This window comes from Mycolicibacterium austroafricanum, assembly GCF_902705885.1.
GTDB classification, from domain to species: Bacteria; Actinomycetota; Actinomycetes; order Mycobacteriales; family Mycobacteriaceae; genus Mycobacterium; species Mycobacterium vanbaalenii_A.
Genome location: NZ_CACSIP010000045.1, coordinates 40,881 through 57,114 on the forward strand (window position 1 = coordinate 40,881; position 16,234 = coordinate 57,114).

The 16,234-nt window shown below is 67.0% G+C and carries 15 protein-coding genes; 5 read left to right on the forward strand and 10 right to left on the reverse strand.

Annotated elements, in window-relative coordinates:
- Position 1 precedes the first annotated feature (1 nt).
- The 8 genes from BEMPMBAN_RS25170 to BEMPMBAN_RS25205 form a co-directional block, all read right to left on the reverse strand.
- Positions 2–1,159 carry an MCE family protein gene (locus BEMPMBAN_RS25170; protein ID WP_159234129.1) on the reverse strand — a complete coding sequence of 386 codons (1,158 nt, stop codon included), beginning with the start codon at positions 1,157–1,159 and terminating at the stop codon, positions 2–4.
- On the reverse strand, positions 1,156–2,481 hold the full coding sequence (locus tag BEMPMBAN_RS25175; protein WP_159234131.1) for an MCE family protein: 1,326 nt from the start codon (positions 2,479–2,481) through the stop codon (positions 1,156–1,158). Before BEMPMBAN_RS25175 ends, BEMPMBAN_RS25170 begins: the two co-directional genes overlap by 4 nt.
- Complete coding sequence (locus BEMPMBAN_RS25180) at positions 2,478–3,830, reverse strand: MCE family protein (RefSeq protein WP_159234133.1); 1,353 nt, start codon at positions 3,828–3,830, stop codon at positions 2,478–2,480. The genes BEMPMBAN_RS25175 and BEMPMBAN_RS25180 overlap by 4 nt, the downstream gene beginning before the upstream one ends.
- Positions 3,827–4,858: a virulence factor Mce family protein gene (locus tag BEMPMBAN_RS25185; RefSeq protein WP_159234135.1), complete on the reverse strand. Its 1,032-nt coding sequence runs from the start codon at positions 4,856–4,858 to the stop codon at positions 3,827–3,829. The genes BEMPMBAN_RS25180 and BEMPMBAN_RS25185 overlap by 4 nt, the downstream gene beginning before the upstream one ends.
- 32 nt (positions 4,859–4,890) lie before the next feature.
- Positions 4,891–6,351 carry an MCE family protein gene (locus BEMPMBAN_RS25190; protein ID WP_159234137.1) on the reverse strand — a complete coding sequence of 487 codons (1,461 nt, stop codon included), beginning with the start codon at positions 6,349–6,351 and terminating at the stop codon, positions 4,891–4,893.
- A gap of 3 nt (positions 6,352–6,354) precedes the next feature.
- A complete protein-coding gene (locus BEMPMBAN_RS25195) occupies positions 6,355–7,209 on the reverse strand; it encodes an ABC transporter permease (protein ID WP_159234139.1) in 855 nt (284 codons plus the stop codon).
- A complete protein-coding gene (locus tag BEMPMBAN_RS25200; RefSeq protein ID WP_159234141.1) occupies positions 7,206–7,973 on the reverse strand; it encodes an MlaE family ABC transporter permease in 768 nt (255 codons plus the stop codon). The genes BEMPMBAN_RS25195 and BEMPMBAN_RS25200 overlap by 4 nt, the downstream gene beginning before the upstream one ends.
- A 167-nt stretch (positions 7,974–8,140) precedes the next feature.
- Positions 8,141–8,746, reverse strand: a complete 606-nt coding sequence (locus BEMPMBAN_RS25205) for a TetR/AcrR family transcriptional regulator (RefSeq protein ID WP_234897694.1) — start codon at positions 8,744–8,746, stop codon at positions 8,141–8,143.
- A 101-nt stretch (positions 8,747–8,847) separates the two neighbouring features.
- Between BEMPMBAN_RS25205 and BEMPMBAN_RS25210 the strand changes: the two genes are divergently transcribed.
- Positions 8,848–9,732 carry an alpha/beta fold hydrolase gene (locus BEMPMBAN_RS25210; RefSeq protein ID WP_234897695.1) on the forward strand — a complete coding sequence of 295 codons (885 nt, stop codon included), beginning with the start codon at positions 8,848–8,850 and terminating at the stop codon, positions 9,730–9,732.
- A gap of 142 nt (positions 9,733–9,874) precedes the next feature.
- Complete coding sequence (locus BEMPMBAN_RS25215; RefSeq protein WP_234897696.1) at positions 9,875–12,802, forward strand: aminotransferase; 2,928 nt, start codon at positions 9,875–9,877, stop codon at positions 12,800–12,802.
- 7 nt (positions 12,803–12,809) lie between these two features.
- Here BEMPMBAN_RS25215 and BEMPMBAN_RS25220 read toward each other — a convergent pair whose 3' ends face one another.
- Positions 12,810–13,739: a hypothetical protein gene (locus BEMPMBAN_RS25220; protein WP_159234476.1), complete on the reverse strand. Its 930-nt coding sequence runs from the start codon at positions 13,737–13,739 to the stop codon at positions 12,810–12,812.
- Between the two features lie 31 nt (positions 13,740–13,770).
- Here BEMPMBAN_RS25220 and BEMPMBAN_RS25225 point away from each other — a divergent pair, with 31 nt between their 5' ends.
- Positions 13,771–14,556, forward strand: coding sequence for an adenylate/guanylate cyclase domain-containing protein (locus BEMPMBAN_RS25225; protein WP_159234148.1), 786 nt, complete (start codon positions 13,771–13,773; stop codon positions 14,554–14,556).
- A gap of 98 nt (positions 14,557–14,654) precedes the next feature.
- Here BEMPMBAN_RS25225 and BEMPMBAN_RS25230 read toward each other — a convergent pair whose 3' ends face one another.
- Positions 14,655–14,831: a hypothetical protein gene (locus BEMPMBAN_RS25230; RefSeq protein ID WP_200846130.1), complete on the reverse strand. Its 177-nt coding sequence runs from the start codon at positions 14,829–14,831 to the stop codon at positions 14,655–14,657.
- Between the two features lie 41 nt (positions 14,832–14,872).
- Between BEMPMBAN_RS25230 and BEMPMBAN_RS25235 the strand changes: the two genes are divergently transcribed.
- Complete coding sequence (locus BEMPMBAN_RS25235) at positions 14,873–15,550, forward strand: guanylate cyclase (protein WP_159234478.1); 678 nt, start codon at positions 14,873–14,875, stop codon at positions 15,548–15,550.
- 117 nt (positions 15,551–15,667) lie between these two features.
- Positions 15,668–16,234, forward strand: coding sequence for a hypothetical protein (locus BEMPMBAN_RS25240; RefSeq protein ID WP_159234150.1), 567 nt, complete (start codon positions 15,668–15,670; stop codon positions 16,232–16,234).

The following is a 16,234-nucleotide window of genomic DNA, read 5'->3' on the forward strand; positions in this document are numbered from 1 at the left end:
GTCATGGCCCCTGATCCCAGCGGTACGGCACGAGCAACGGATTGCCGCCAGGTGGCGGGACGTGGTGGTTGCACGGGCTGGGCATCTGCCCCACCGTGCGGCCCCACTGCAACTCCAGCCACGTCAGATTGCACTCCCACCGGGTGCCGGTGAAGAAGCCGGCGTCGATCCGACTCAGCGTCAGGTCGACGATCAGCGACAGGTTGGCATAGTCGCCGCGCAGCCAGTTGGTCAGCGTCTCCTTCGGGAACGGGAAGGTCGGCAGGAAGCTCAGCGACCGCGTCAGCGCCGGACCGGCATCGGCCAGCGACTGCAGCACCGGTCCGAGATCCCTGAGCTCCTGGACGAGAGCTTCCCTGGTCTGGTTGACCGAGTCCGCCGCCAGCGCACTGAACCTTCCGAGCTGCACCAGCGTCTCGGAGAGCATCTCGCGCTGGTCGCGCAGCACCGCCAGCGCGTCAGGGATCGTCCGCAGCGCCTCGTCCACCACCGGCTTCTGCTCGGCGATCTGACCGACCAGGCTGTTGAGGCTCTCCGAGGTGGTGATGATGTCGTTCTTCTGATCGTCGAGGTGCCCGACCGCGATGTCGAGTTGCTCGATCAGGCTGCGCAGATCGTTCTCGCGACCGGTGAAGGCGACGCTGAGCGCCTCGGTGATGTCCTGGATGTTGCCGAGACCGCCACCGTTGAGCAGCAAGGCGACCGCGGCCAGCGCCTGCTCGGTGGTGGGGAACGCACCCGCGTTCTCGAGCGGGATCAGCGAGCCCTGTTCGAGCCGGCCCTCCGGAGGCGCGTCGGCAGGCGCCGACAACTCGATGTGCTGAGAGCCCAGCAGGCTGGTCTGGCCGATCTTGGCCGTTGCGTTGGCCGGCAACACCACGTCACCGTCGAGCGTCATCGTCACCAACGCGTTCCAACCCTGGCGTTCGATCTCGGTGACGGTGCCGACGTTGACATCACCGACGCGAACCCGGGAGTTCCGTTCGACGTTGTCGACGTCGGGCATCTGCGCCTGGATGGTGAATGAGCCAGGACCGCCACCCTCGGTGCCCGGCAGCGGGATCGAGTTCAGGCCGCGCCAACCACATCCGGACGCCACCAACGCCACGGAGAGCAGCGCGACGCCGATCCCGGTACGCACCCGCGACGCCGGCCTCATGAACCGGCTCCCGTCGGGACCATCATCCCGTGCAACCCGTCGGTCGGGTTCGTCGACATCGGCACCTCGGCGGCCAACGGCGGGCCGTCAGCCGGCACAGCCGCGCCCGGAGCGGCGGGCGGTGGAGCCGGGGCCGGGGCCGCCGGACCGGGCGGCGGAATGTAATCCGGGCGCAGCCAATCCTCGCTGTAGGTCAGCTCGTTCGGCCGGGTGCTGGCGCCGACGAGTTGGTTCAGGCCCAGCGGCGGGAAGTTGTACTGCCGGTTCTTCATGATCGGCGCGAGGTACTGCACACACAGCTTCGCCGACTCTTCGGCTCCCAGCCTGGACGCGGCTTGCACTGCACCACAGAGGAACTGGATCGGATTGGCGAAGTTGTTGACCGCCAGTATGGCACTGGCGCCGCCCTGCGCGGGCTGCCAGATGTTCACATAGTTCTGGAAACTGTTGGGCGCGCTGTGCAGGAACTGCGTGAGGTCGTCCAGGCTCTCGTTGAGCGCCGTGGTGACCCCCGCCAGCTTCTCCGAGGTGGTGCCCAGCGCATCGCGATTGTCGGCTACGAAGGACTGCACCTCGCCGACCACCGCGTCGAGATCTCGGACCGCACTGGCCACTTCGCCGGGATCGTCGGCAAGCAGGCCGGTCACCGAGGCCAGGTTCTGGTTGAGCTGGCGCATCAGGTTCGTGCTGTCCTGTAGCGCCGACACCAGGATCGCCAGGTTCTTGATGGTCGAGAAGATGTCGGTGCTCTTGTCGCCGAGCGCCGTGATCGCCTGTGACAGCTTGATGACCGTCTGGCGAATGTTGGCACCCTGGCCCCGCAGGTTGTCGGCGGTGGTGTTGATCACCGCCCCCAGCGGGCTGACGCCGCCGGGCTCCGTCGGCTGCAACGTCTCGCTGAGCCGTTCCAATTGACGGCGCACCTGATCCCACTCGACCGGCACCGCGGTCCGCTCCAGCGGGATCACCGTGTTGTCGGCCATCACCGGCCCGCCGGTGTAGGCGGGCGTCAGCTGGATGGCACGCGAGGTCACCAGCGCCGGCGACAGGATCGCGGCGCTCGCATCCGCAGGCACGTCGTAGCGGCTGTCGTACCAGAAGCTGATCTTCACCTGCTCCGGTTCGGGTTCGATCGAGGTGATGCTGCCGACACGCACCCCGAGGATCCGGACGTCGTCGCCCTCGTAGATGCCGTTGCTGTTGTCGAAGTAGGCCTCGACGTTGATCCGGTTCACCTCGTCGGTGGTGCGCACCAGGATGGCAACTCCGGCTACCAGCAATAGCGCCAGGACGGCGGCCACCCAGGTTCGGGTGTTCCTCATGGTGTCCCCCCTGCCAGCGGAGGTGCCTCACCCGGCGCCGGAACGTAGACGGGGTTCGGCGTCGGGACCGGGGTGGACCCCATTCCGTGTGGCGCAGGCGCGGGCGGCCCCGGCGGTGGTCCGCCTGGCGGCGGAGCGGGCGGCGGCTCCCGGTACGGGTAGCAACCGGTGGGCCCCGGCAACGGCAATCCCGGTGGGCCGCAGCCTTGATCACCCGGGTTGCCGGTGATCGCATCCGGGATCGTCATCCGGGGTTCGCCACCCTGGCCGGTCCGCGGGAACGGCACCGGCATCGCGGGTGTGCCGGGCTGGCCGACCTGCGGGTCGCTGCGCTGGGACGGCAGCAGCACGTTCGGGTCCAGACCCAGATCCGAGAAGGCCACGTCGATGAACGGCTGCAAGAACTGCCCGGGCAGCAGATTGGCGATGTAGTTCTTGAAGAACGGCCCCGACGATACCGACTCCCCCAGGGACATGGAGTACTTGTGCAGCAGGTTCAGCGACTTCTGCAGGCGTTCCTTGCGGTTGTCCAGGATTGTCAGCACCCCGTTGAGCTTGTCCAGCGCCGGCCTCATGGTTTCCCGGTTCTCGCCGATGAAGCCCTGCAGTTGGCCGCTGAGCGACGAGATGCTGCCGGAAATCTGATCCAGTGCCGCACTCTGGTTCTGCAGTTCGGCCAGCAACGCGTTCGTGTCGGAGACCAGGCTGACCACCTGATCGCTTCGTTCGGCCAGCACCGTGGTGGCCTTGTTCGCGTTGCCGAGCAGGTTGCGCAACTCGGCGTCACGCTCGTTGAGGGTGTCGGAGAACCGGGCCACGCCCTCGACCGCGATCCGCAACTGCGGTGGCGTGTCGGCGAATGTCGCCGAGAGCACCCGCAGCGACTCGGAGAGTTGATCGGTGTCGAGTCCACTGATGGTGGTGGCCAACTCACCGAGCGCATCGGGCAGTTGGTAGGGCGAGGTGGTGCGGTCGAGCGGAATGGTGCTGTCTTGCCGGCCGTCACCGCGTGCGACGACCTCGAGGATCTTGGTCCCCAGCAGCCCCTTGGTCTTGATCGCCGCCTCGGTCCGGTCGCCGAGCCGGATGTCCTTGTCCACCGTGAACGTCACCAGCACCTGCGGTCCGTCCAGCTCGATGGATTTGACCTGACCGACCTTGAAGCCCGAAACCTGAACGGCGGCATCGGTGGTCAGGCCGCCGGCCTCGGCGAAGTTCGCGGTGTACTGACGGCCCTGCTCGACGAACGGCAACCTCTCGTAGTTCATCGCCCCGAGCACGATGGCCGCTGTAGTCCCGAGTCCGATGGCCCCGATGACGAACTGATTTCGCTCACTGAACGGCTTCATCGCGGTGCGCACCTCCCCGTCTCCTGGCCGGCCACCTTGACATACACCGGTTGTCCGCCCTTGCCGTTGAGCTTGAGGACGATGTCGCACAGATAAAAACTGAAGAAGTCACCGTAGAGGCCCTGCCGCGCCAGCGCCTGATAGGCGTCCGGCAGGGTGTTGAGGAGGTTGTCGAAGTAGTCGGCATCGGCCACCACGATGCCTGCGGTGCGATCGGTCTCCTGGACCACCTTCTGCAGGGGTGGGCGAGCCTCAGCCAACAGATCGGTGATGCTGCCCGCCGCGGCGTTGGTGTAGGCCAGCCCACTGCTGATCTCCTCGCCGCGGGATTCGAGCGCCTCCACCAGTTCCGACAGTGAGCTGACCGCCTTGCCGAACTGGTCGCTCTGATCCCCGAGAGAGCCGAGCACCGAGTTCAGGTTGAGGATGACCTCGCCGATCAACTGGTCGCGGTCGGCCAGCGTGCTCGTCAGTGCGGCGGTCTGCGCCAGGAACGAGTTGATGGTGCCACCCTGACCCTGCAGAGCGGTGATGAGCTGCCCGGACAGCGCATTGATCTGGTCGGGATCCAGCGCCTGGAACAGCGGCCGGAACCCGCCGATCAGTGCGTCGAGGTCCAATGCGGGTGAGGTGCGGGCGAGCGGGATGGTGTCGCCGGCGTTGAGTCGCTGCGTTCCGCCGGCGCCTTCCTCCAGGGCCAGGTAGCGGCCGCCGATCAGATCGTCGTAGCGGATGACCGCTCTGCTGCCCTCGGTGAGCACCACCGAGTCGTCGGCGGTGAACTCGACGAGCGCGGTGGTGTCGGGCTGGATCTGCACCTTTTCGACCTTGCCGACCTCGACCCCGGCGATCCGGACGAAGTCGTTGGTCTCGAGGCCGGTCACACTGAGGAACTCGGCCCGGAATCGGTTGGTCTCTTCACCGAAGCGCATCTGCCCGAACACTGCGAACAACGCGAACACACCGAGCAGGCACACAGCCAGGAACACCCCGAGACGCAGTGCGTCTCCACGGATATTCGCTGTCATCGGTTACCTCTCACGGTGGTCGGGACGGACATTCAGGGGCTCGGGACGGCCGGAACCGGGGGCGGGACGTACGGGTACGGCACCGCCGTCGGCTGCATGACCGCCGGGTTCGGAACGTAGAACGGTTCGGATCCGGGGCGCGGGCCGGGGTCACGTGGCGCCCCCGGCGGAGGCGCCGGCGGCAGCCCGGGCCACAGCGGCGTGCCATCGGGCGCATACAGCTGCGCACCGTAGGCCGGAGCGCCGGGGTACGGGATCGGTCCGATCGCGGGCCCGCCGAACAGGTTGCGAACGCTCGGCGGTTCCGGCACGGCACGGGTCACCGGCAGATAGTTGGCGTAGGTCGGGAAGGCGATGCCCGGGTTGGGGCGCCAGTCCAGACCCGTGCCGAAGCCGGTGTTGGTGACCAGATTGCGCACCGGCCAGTTCTTCGAGACGTCCGGCAGCGAGCCGCAGCCCGGCTTGCCACCGGGGCCGCCCTTGGCGCCGATGATCGGCAGATGCTGCGGATAGTGGTAGGGGTCGTCACCCAACGCCAACCCCGCGTCGAGCACCAGCGAGCGGCCGTTGCCGCCGGGGCTTTCATACCCTCCGTTGTCGAGGAGGTGCTTGGCGCCGAGCAGCAGGCAGGTGTAGGAGGGGTTGTACTTGTAGAGCAGGTTCGTCGTCGGTTCCAGCACGTTGATGGCCTTGATCAGGTTCGCCTGGCTGGGCGCGAGCAAACCGATGCCACTGTTCGACAGCCCGAGGGTGCTCAGCAGCAACGCATCGAGCTGGTCGGACTGGTTGACAACGGTGGCGCTGGTGGTGCTGGCCGCGTTCAGCGTCGCGAGAATGTCCTGCGCCGCAGCACTGTACGTTTCGTTGAAGGCGTTCAGCGCCCGTAGGTCGGCGGTGATCGTCTCGTTTCGCGGGTTCAGCGCGAGCAGCACCTCGTTGGCGTCGGTGGTGGCTTGACCGATCCGCTCGCCCTGGCCGCGGACACCGTCGGCCAGTGCCGACAGGGTGCTGTTGAGCTTGGCCGCGTCGACCTGGTCGAGGACCGCAACGAGGTTCTGGAACACGGTGTTGACCTCGGTGGTCACATTGCGCGACTGCAGCACCTGCCCGGCTTCCAGCCGTTGACTGCTCGGGTTCTCAGGGAAAACCAGATCGACGAACTTGGCCCCGAAGATCGTCGTCGCCCTGATCTGCGCCTCAACGTTGGACGGGATGTACTCCAGCTGGCTCGGGTCGATCTCGAGTTGCAGCGCGACCGGTGGATTCGTCTGGCCGGTCACCCCGATCTCGGAGACCCGGCCCACCTGCACACCACGCAGCTTGACCTTGGCGTTGGTCTCCATCACCAGGCCGGCCCGATCAGAGGTCAAGGTCACCGGGACCGTAGACCGCAGCGTTCCGGTGAACAGTGCATAGGTCAGCCATACGGCGCCGGCGAGCACGGTGACCAGGATCAGCGTCCACCATCCCGGGCTCAGACCTTCGTCGTCCATCCCTCAGCCCGCCAGATTGAAGTTGCCGGATTGTCCGTACACCGCCAGCGAGATCATCACCAGCACGAACGCGGACACGATCAGGGAAGTCCGGACCGCGCGGCCGACGGCCTCGCCGACCCCGGCGGGCCCGCCACGCGCGGTGAATCCGTAGTAGGTGTGCACCAGCATGATCACCACCGCCAGCGCCACGCACTGGATCATCGACCAGAACAGGTCTGTGGGATTCAGGAAGGTCCGGAAGTAGTGGTCGTAGACGCCGGTGGACTGTCCGTAGAGGACCGTCGTCCCGAACCGCGCCGCCCAGAACGAGGCCAGCACGCCGATGCAGTACAGCGGGATCACCACGAGCAGACCCGCCACCACCCGGGTGGAGGCCAGGTAGGCGACGCTCCGGATACCCATCACCTCCAGCGCGTCGATCTCCTCGTTGATCCGCATCGCTCCCAACTGCGCGGTGGCGCCCGCGCCGATGGTGGCCGACAGCGCCACAGCCGTGGTGGCCGGCGCGATCAGTCGCACGTTGAAGAACGCTGAGGCGAAACCGGTCAGCGCTTCCACACCGATCTCCGCGAAGTCGGTGTAGCCCTGCACCGCCACCAGCGCTCCGGTGGTCACCGTCAGGAATCCGACGATCGCGACCGTACCGCCGATGACGATCAACGCACCTGAACCCAAACCCATCTGGGCGATCAGCCGCATGAGCTCGATCCGGTAGTTCGTGAAGACCATGTGGATCGAGCGCAGCGTGCGACCGTAGAACTTGGCCTGCACCCCGACCTGGGTCCACGGACCGGCCACAGAGCGGTACCGGGCCTTGAGCCAGGGGAACTGAGAATGGGGCCGCGATACCGTCACATCGTCACCTTCACAGCGACGGCCGTGGCAACGATGTTGATCGCGAACAGCGCCATGAACGTGAACACCACGGTCTCGTTGACTGCGTTACCGACACCGGCTGGGCCGCCACCCACTGAAATCCCTTTGTAGCAGGCGATCAGGCCGGCGGACAGGCCGAACAGGGCGGCTTTCACCAGCGCGATGAAAACGTCTGTGGCGCCGATGATGAGCGTCAAACCTGCCGCGAACGCGCCCGGGGAGACGTTCTGGATGTACACGGTGAAGAAGTAGGCGCCGGCCAGCCCGACCAGGATCACCGTCGCCGAGAGCGCCAACGACACCAGCATGGCGGCCAGCACTCGTGGAACCACAAGTGCCTGAATGGGATTGATACCCATCACGCGTAGCGCATCCAGCTCCTCACGGATGGTGCGGGCGCCCAGGTCGGCGCACATGGCCGTCGCGCCCGCGCCCGCGACCACCAGCACCGTGACGATCGGACCGATCTGACGGACGGTGCCCAGCGCGGCGCCGGTTCCCGAGAAGTCGGCCGCCCCGAACTCTTTGAGCAGGATGTTGAAGGTGAAGGTCAGCAGCACAGTGTAGGGAATGGTCAGCATCAGCGTCGGCAGGATCGACACCCGGGCGACGAACCAGGACTGAGAGATGAACTCGCGCCATGCAAACGGCGGCCGGAACATCGCCACGAACGTGTCGAGCGCCATCGAGAAGAACCCGCCGACAGCCCTGACGGGCTTGGCGACCACGCTGGAAGCGACCATCTAGCAGGCCCTCCCTCGTGTACATCTCACCGCCATCGGCCGCTACCTCTCCCACGAAGTCCACGCCCGGTCAGTGCGGCTGAGGTTACACATGAGAGGACGCCGGAGAACCGTATATCAACAAAAATTGACGCTGCAACAGGAGGCTGCGGCAGCGGCCGTCTGCACTAGCCCGGCGGAACCCCGCCCACGGCACGCAACGCGAAGTCCAGCACCCGCGACTGGGCCCGCTTGAGTCGCTGCAGGTCATCGGGGGCCTGGGCGGCCATCATCCGGCTGACCACCGCGCTGATCGCCGGGGCGTCGAATTCCGGCACGGTGGACGGGAAGGACCCGTCGGCCAGACCCCGGTCGAGGATCACGACCAGAGACCGCTCCCGCGTGGCATGGGCGCCCTCACGGGTTTTCCGGTACCCCTTGGCCATCCGGACTTCGTCGGAGTCCACCACCGTCAGCTGCATCCGCTGCCGAGGATCGACCAACACGTCGAACATTTCGCCGATCCACGCCGCAAGCTGGTCGGCGGGGGTGCCGACCGCCTCCTCGGCGATGCAATCCACTCGCCTGGCCACCGCATCACATTCCTCTCGAAGCAAGGCCAGGAACAGATCGTCCTTCGAGTTGAAATGCCGGTAGAAGGCTCGGGTCGACACCTCGGCTTCCCGCAGGATCGCCGACATCGGGATCGGGCCGGCGTGCGGCTCCGACAGACAGCGATAGGCAGCGTCGATGATGCGCCGGCGATCACCGTCGGGTTCGGAGCACTTCGGCACGAGCGTCAATTCTAGGGACTACGGTGCGCTCCGGACCCGGGAAAGCCACAAGTCCCGCGGTCGGTAACGTGATGAACCCGGGGCCAGCCGAGAGGACGCCTGTGAGCACTCACCGCAGCGAGCCGATAACCGCGACGTTTTGCGGCGACGATGGCCTCACCCTGGTCGCCGACGAGTGGAACAAGCCGGCCGCGGCGGCGGGCTCCGGGACCGAGTTCGACCGGTCCCGCCCGTCGATCCTGATGTTGCACGGCGGTGGCCAGAACCGCTTCTCCTGGAAGAAGACCGGGCAGATCCTGGCCGAGCAGGGCCTGCACGTCGTCGCGCTGGACACCAGGGGCCACGGCGACAGTGATCGCTCACCGGACGCCAGGTACACGGTCGAGGCGCTGTGCGCGGACACCCTGCGGGTGATCGAGCAGATCGGTCGGCCCGTGGTGCTGATCGGCGCCAGCATGGGTGGGTTGACCGGAATACTGGCGGCGCATGAAGCCGGACCCGAGAGTGTGCAGCGATTGATCCTGGTCGACGTGGTTCCCCGCTACGAGAAAGAGGGCAGCGCGCGCATCCGGGATTTCATGTTCAGCCACGTGCACGGCTTCGGGTCGCTGGAAGAGGCCGCCGACGCGGTAGCCGCGTATCTGCCCCACCGCACCAAGCCGCGCAGTCCCGAAGGTCTCAAGAAGAATCTCCGCCATCGCAACGGCCGCTGGTACTGGCACTGGGACCCGGCGTTTCTGACCAAACCGCACGAGGATCCGTTCCTGCGGGTCGAGTCGCTCGAGCAGGCGGCGATCGACATGTCCATCCCGATCCTGCTGATCCGGGGCAAGCTCTCCGATGTGGTCAGCGAGGAGGCGGTCCAGGATTTCCTGGACAAGGTGCCCCACGCGGAGTTCGCGGAGTTGTCCGGGGCGGGCCACACCGCGGCCGGCGATGACAACGACGCGTTCTCCGACGTCGTCGCGCAGTTCGTGTTGGGGTGAGCACCCGCGCCCGAGCCCGCACCCGCACGAGCACGAGCACGAGCACGCCGAAATCCGAGTTTTGCAGGCGAAGTGCTGGTGGAATGCTGCAGAAGTCGGATCTCGGCGTGTTAGGAGCAGGGTTGGCGCGGCAGGGGACGCAGTGAGTACCGGGTGCACCGGCTTCGACTTCTTCGAGCAGAGCGAACTGCCTGCGCCGCGGGTGAGCGAGACGCAGGCGCAGCAGATCCTGTCCACTCACTACGGCCTCACCGCCCGCGTCGTGTCGCTGGGCAGCCAGCAGGACAGGAACTTCGTGGTCACCGGCGACGACGGAACCGGTCTCGGCGTGCTCAAAGTAGCCAACACCGCATTCACTCCGGTCGAGCTGGCGGCGCAGGACGCGGCGGCACGGCTGATCGACGAGGCCGAACCGGACCTTCGCGTTGCGGTGCCACTGGACAACAGCGCGGGCGAGAAGTGCACCACCATCACGGGTTTGGCCCCAGGTCCGACGTACGTGCGGCTGTTGCGTTACCTACCCGGCGGAACGCTGTCGGAGTCGGCACACCTCAGCGCGGCCGCGGTCGCCGGCCTCGGTGACATCGCCGGCCGGGTCAGCCGAGCGCTCAGGGACTTCACACATCCGGGGCTGGATCGAAAACTGCAGTGGGACTTGCGCTTCGGCATCGAGGTTGTCGACAGGCTGAGTTCCCACGTCAGTGACCCCGTCCTGCGCTCACGACTCGAGTCCGTCGCCCGCGACGCGTGGTCACGAATCTCACCGCTGGATGCTGCACTCCCCCGTCAGGCGGCGCACATCGATCTGACCGACGCCAATGTCGTGGTGACACCCGGCGCCGGTGGGGTTCGCCCCGACGGGGTGATCGACTTCGGCGACCTGTCCCATACCTGGGCGGTGTCCGAGCTCGCGATCACCGCATCCTCGGTGCTGGGACATGCCGGCGCCCAGCCGTCCTCGGTGCTGCCGGCGATCCGGGCCTTCCACGCCGTCCGGCCGCTGTCGGAGTCGGAGGCACAGGCCCTGTGGCCACTGCTGGTGCTGCGCACGGCCGTGTTGATCGTCAGCGGCGCCCAGCAGGCCGCTCTGGATCCGGACAACGACTACCTCACCGAGCAGTCCGACGCCGAGCGGCAGATGTTCGACCTGGCCGCATCGGTGCCGCTGGATGTGATGAGCGCGGTGGTCATGGCCGCCCTGGGTCTGGCCGGCACCCCGGCCCCGGTGACGGCGCAGGTGCCGCTCGTCGCGGTGGATCCGGCCGCGGTGGCGACCCTCGATCTGTCGACCACCTCGGAGCTCTACGACGGCGCATTCGACGCCGGACTGCCCGGTGACGTGGCCTCCGAGGCGGCTGCCGCCGCGTTGCAGCGCGGCGCCGCGCTTGTCGTGACCCGGTTCGCGGAGGCGCGGATCGGCCAGGCGCCGCTGTTGAGCCAGGACTCCCCTGTCGCCACCGGGATCAGCGTGTGGCCGGCGACCGACATCGACGTCGCCGCCCCGTGGGACGGGCTGGCCACCGAAGACGGCCCGGGTCGGGTCACGTTGCGCGGCAACGATCTCGCGCTGACCGTGACCGGAGTGCGCGATGCCGCCCACGGTGCGGTGCAGGCCGGACAGCGGCTCGCGCGGGCGGACGCACATCAGCGTGTCGAGGTGAGCGTGCGCACCGCGCAGGCACCCGTGCCTCCGCCGTTCACCCGGACCGACCTGGCCCCGGGATGGCTGGCGTTCGCCCGCGATCCGCGCCCGCTGCTCGGGTTGGCGCCCCAGCACACCGGCAGGCCGCCGACTGATCTGCTGTCTCGCCGGGACGCGAGTTTCGCCTCCGTGCAGGAGTTCTACTACCGCACACCGCCGCAGATCGAGCGCGGCCGCCGCCATTTCCTGATGTCGACCGCGGCCCGCAGCTACCTCGACATGGTCAACAACGTCACCGTGCTGGGCCACGCACATCCGCGGGTGGCCGACACCGCATCGCGCCAGCTACGCCGGCTCAACACGAACTCTCGATTCAACTACGAGGCCGTGGTGGAGTTCAGCGAGCGGTTGGCCGCCCTGCTGCCGGACCCGCTGGACACGGTGTTCCTGGTCAACTCCGGTTCGGAGGCCAGCGATCTGGCGATCCGACTGGCGACCGCGGCCACCGCGCGACGCGACGTGATCGCCGTCCGCGAGGCCTATCACGGGTGGACCTACGGCACCGACGCCGTGTCGACGTCGACCTCTGACAACCCCAATGCGCTTGCCACCCGGCCAGATTGGGTCCACACAGTGGAGTCCCCGAACAGCTTCCGCGGCAAGTACCGGGGGCCCGAGGTGTTCCGCTACGCCGAGGATGCGGTCGCCCAGATCGACGAGATGAGCGCGGCGGGTCGCGCTCCTGCGGCGTTCATCTGCGAAAGCGTCTACGGCAACGCCGGAGGCATGGCGCTGCCGTCCGGCTATCTGCACCAGGTGTACGCAGCGGTGCGCGCCCAGGGCGGCCTGGCGATCTCTGACGAGGTGCAGGTGGGTTACGGACGGCTGGGTCACTGGTTCTGGGGCTTCGAGCAACAGCAGGCGGTGCCCGACATCGTGTCGATCGCCAAGTCGGTGGGCAACGGCTATCCGCTGGGCGCGGTGATCACCAGCCGGGAGGTTGCCGAGAGGTTCTCGTCGCAGGGCTACTTCTTCTCCTCCACCGGAGGCAGTCCGCTGTCGTGTGCGATCGGCATGACGGTGCTCGACGTGCTGCGCGACGAGGGGCTGCAGCAGAACGCCGTCCACGTCGGCGGGCATCTCAAGGCTCGGCTGGAGGCGTTGCGCGACAGGCACCCGATCATCGGCACGGTTCACGGTTTCGGCCTGTACCTGGGGGTGGAGATGGTCCGCGACACGGCAACGCTGGAGCCGGCACCCGAGGAGACCGCGGCCATCTGCGATCGCATGCTCGAGCTCGGGGTGATCATCCAACCCACCGGTGACCACATGAACATCCTGAAGACCAAGCCTCCCTTGTGCATCGACAACGCCGCCGCCGACTTCTACGTCGACACCCTGGACCGGGTACTCACCGAGGGCTGGTGAACGCGCATCAGGCCAGCAGCGGCACGGCGTCGAGGCGTTCATCGGTGAGAATCTCGAACATGACACGCCGGCTCACCAGCTCGTCCCGTCCGAATGCCTTGCCGGCCAATTGGATTCGACACCTCGCGACGGCCGAGTTGTAGCAGTACTTCGTGCCACCATGGGTATCGGAGTAGCTCAGGCCGATCACGTCGGCGGGTTCGGTGCTGATCTCCCCCTCGATCATCCGCTCCCCCACCCGAGCCCCGAACGTCCACGTGAACGGTGCATATCGTCCGTGGCTCTGCAGGCTACCGATCAGCGTGCGCACCGCGAACTCCACACCGGCGTGCCGGAGCACGAACAGCGTCACCCCTGGCAGCAACACCGATGCGACGCCGGCGCGGGCGGTCACGATCTCCAACGTCGAATCGGGCGCGTCGTCAAAACCGCACACCTGACCGAATGCGTACGCAGGGGTGTGGCGGGTGCCCCAGTTGTGGTTGACGCTGCCGGTCCAGGCGTCGAGGTCCACCGCCAGGCCCGCCGCCTCGAGATGGCCGTCGAATCGGGCCAGCGGGTGCCGGACCAGCGTCTTGGCGGCCGGGAAGCGACGCTGGTACCCACCCTCGGTGAGCAGTCGCACAGGATCCTGACCGCCCGGGGTGATCGTGATGTCCCAGCGCGCGTCGGGCACCGTGCCGCAGGCGGCGCTGTCGTCGAGGCTGGTGGTGGCGATCTGCGCCGTCCAGTCCTGATACCCGAAGTCGGACGACTCGACCGGATAAGACCGCTTGAGGGCGCGATGCCCCGACGGGTCGAACACCATCACCCACACGTCGGCACTTCCATCCCCGGCCTCGGGCAACAGCAGGGTCTCCCGCAGCCACACCGCTCGGGCCGCGTCCGGGGCGTTGGCGCGGATGAATCGACTCTCGTAATAGGGGGCCTTCGCCATCGTCACGACACCAGCATCCAATACTTGACCCGTGAGCGGAGTGGAGATTGCGGCCTACGTACTGGCGACGATCGTCGTCGGCGAGGCGATCGCGCTGGTGGTGCTGGCGCTGCGCCTGAAGGCAACGCGGGAGGAGGCCGAGGAACTGCGCCGCCGTGTCGACACCCGCAACATGTTGTTCTCCGGCGGGACCAAGGCCGTCAAGACCGTCTGGCAGACCGCCAACATCCTGCGCAGGGACGGGTTCGGCGCGGCCGTGCGATCCTCGATCGAGGAGCTCGCGGACTGGGCCGAGGTGGAGCGACCCGACCTGGCACGACTGGCGCCCAACGGCAAGCTGGCCATCATGTTCTCCGACATCGAGGAGTCCACAGCGCTCAACGAACGCATCGGTGATCGGGCCTGGGTCAGGTTGATCGGCAAGCACGACAAGGCGGTTCGCCGACTCGTCGACAAACACCACGGTTACGTCGTGAAGAGCCAGGGTGACGGATTCATGATCGCCTTCGCTCAGCCGGAGCAGGCGGTCCGCTGCGGACTCGATATTCAGAGCTCGCTGCAGAAGCGGCCTAACGGCATTCGGGTACGGATCGGCATCCATGTCGGAAAATCGATGCTTCGTGGCGATGACGTGTTCGGGCGCAATGTCGCGATGGCCGCGCGGGTCGCCGGGCAGGCGGACGGCGGCGAGATCCTGGTGAGCGAGGCAGTGCGCGAAGCCGTCTCGCAGTGCGACGACATCGCTGTCGACGACGGCCGCGAAGCGGAGCTCAAAGGTTTCACCGGTTCGCACACGCTGTATGCGGTGACGTCCTAGTCCAGTACTACTCCCGATCACCGCGACGGCGACGATGCCCACTACGCGCAGCTGGGCGAATCGGCGACAGGTAACGCCCCCTTCCCCCCAACGAACAACTAACCGGACTCGGCTTCGACCTCGGCGAGGCGCTTGTGCAGACGTGCACGGATGTCGTCGGGGGTGTAGGAGTTGCGGCGCCGTTGGTCACGTGCGACGAGCACACCGCCGGCCACGACGCCGGCGACACCGGCGAGCCCGACCCACTTCCAGATTCCACGCATACCCCGAGCCATACCCCGAGTTTGCCTAAGCTTGGCGGGTGAATCAAAGCACGGTGTCGTTGCAGCGAGCGCTGGATGAGACCCGTACGGGCGACATCTGGTTGTTCCGCGGACAGTCCGGCCCCGACCGCGCCATCCAGTCGATGACGAACAGCCCCGTCAACCACGTCGGCATGACGGTCGCGATCGATGACCTGCCCCCGCTGATCTGGCATGCCGAACTCGGCGACAAGTTGGTCGACATGTGGACGGGCACCAACCATCGCGGAGTGCAGCTCAACGATTTGCGTGAGGCCGTGGAACGTTGGATCGGCACCTACGGTCAGCGCTGCTGGTTTCGTCAGCTCACGCCCTACGCGAGTCGTGAGCAGGAGGACCGCATGCTGAAGGTGATGGCGCGGATGGACGGCACCCCCTTCCCGACGACTGCGCGGCTGACCGGCCGCTGGATACGAGGCAGACTGCCCACCGCCGCCGACTTCACCAGAGGAATTCCGTTCGTGCACAACAAAGTCCGCCAATCGGTCGAGCGCCGAAAGGCCGAGAAGTTCAGCGTGGGGCTGCAGACCGCCTACTGTGCCGAAACCGTCGCCATCACCTACGAGGAGATGGGTCTGCTGGAGACGGACAAGCACCACAACTGGTTCGACCCGGGTTCGTTCTGGAGTGGCGACACGCTGCCGTTGGCGGCGGGGTACCGATTGGGGGCGGAGATCGCCGTCATTCCCTAGCGAGAGCCGGACACACCCGGCGGCGAAACGCCGACCGAGATCGCACGATGCCGGGACAAAAGGTGGTTGGCTGGTCGGCAGCACGCATATTCGGCACCGCAACGAGGGAGTGCAGGCATGCCGACATCGACCGAGCCAGACCCGGCACCAGCCGCACCCAGGCGCGGCCTGCTCAGCGCGAAGGCGTCGGCGATCTCGATCGTGGTGGCTTCCTTCGCGACGCTGGCGATCGTCTTCGGGATCATGAATTCGCCGGGGGACGAACCGGCGCAGATGCAGACTATTCCCGCCGAGCCGAATACTGCATCCAAGTGGGTGGCTGCCCCGCCGGAGCCCACAGCGACCACCGCGCCGCCGGCGCCACCTGCTCCGCTGACGATGGACGCTCAAGGGTTTGTCGGCTCCGCCGCGCGCTGCGATCAGCAGCAGCAAGCCGTGGCGATCGCGCGCACGAACCGGTCTGCCATGGTCGTGTGCCAGGGATCTGACGGGGCCTACCAATATCAGGGAATCCGCCTGCACGACGGCGCATCGCTGCGCCTGGACGATGTACGGGTCATCCCGGCCGGGTTCGAGGCTCGAAACGACGGCACCACCTACCGGTTGTCGCCGACCGAGTTGGTGGTCATCAACGGCGAAGCACTCCAGAGCCGTGACGCGATGGTGGAATACCGCGCGGGCTGA

Bases quoted from the DNA above. Each gene is read 5' to 3' on its own strand.
- BEMPMBAN_RS25170 (WP_159234129.1), bottom strand. From the start codon at position 1,159: ATGAGGCCGGCGTCGCGGGTGCGTACCGGGATCGGCGTCGCGCTGCTC.
- BEMPMBAN_RS25175 (WP_159234131.1), bottom strand. From the start codon at position 2,481: ATGAGGAACACCCGAACCTGGGTGGCCGCCGTCCTGGCGCTATTGCTG.
- BEMPMBAN_RS25180 (WP_159234133.1), bottom strand. From the start codon at position 3,830: ATGAAGCCGTTCAGTGAGCGAAATCAGTTCGTCATCGGGGCCATCGGA.
- BEMPMBAN_RS25185 (WP_159234135.1), bottom strand. From the start codon at position 4,858: ATGACAGCGAATATCCGTGGAGACGCACTGCGTCTCGGGGTGTTCCTG.
- BEMPMBAN_RS25190 (WP_159234137.1), bottom strand. From the start codon at position 6,351: ATGGACGACGAAGGTCTGAGCCCGGGATGGTGGACGCTGATCCTGGTC.
- BEMPMBAN_RS25200 (WP_159234141.1), bottom strand. From the start codon at position 7,973: ATGGTCGCTTCCAGCGTGGTCGCCAAGCCCGTCAGGGCTGTCGGCGGG.
- BEMPMBAN_RS25220 (WP_159234476.1), bottom strand. From the start codon at position 13,739: ATGGCGAAGGCCCCCTATTACGAGAGTCGATTCATCCGCGCCAACGCC.
- BEMPMBAN_RS25230 (WP_200846130.1), bottom strand. From the start codon at position 14,831: ATGGCTCGGGGTATGCGTGGAATCTGGAAGTGGGTCGGGCTCGCCGGT.
- BEMPMBAN_RS25240 (WP_159234150.1), top strand. From the start codon at position 15,668: ATGCCGACATCGACCGAGCCAGACCCGGCACCAGCCGCACCCAGGCGC.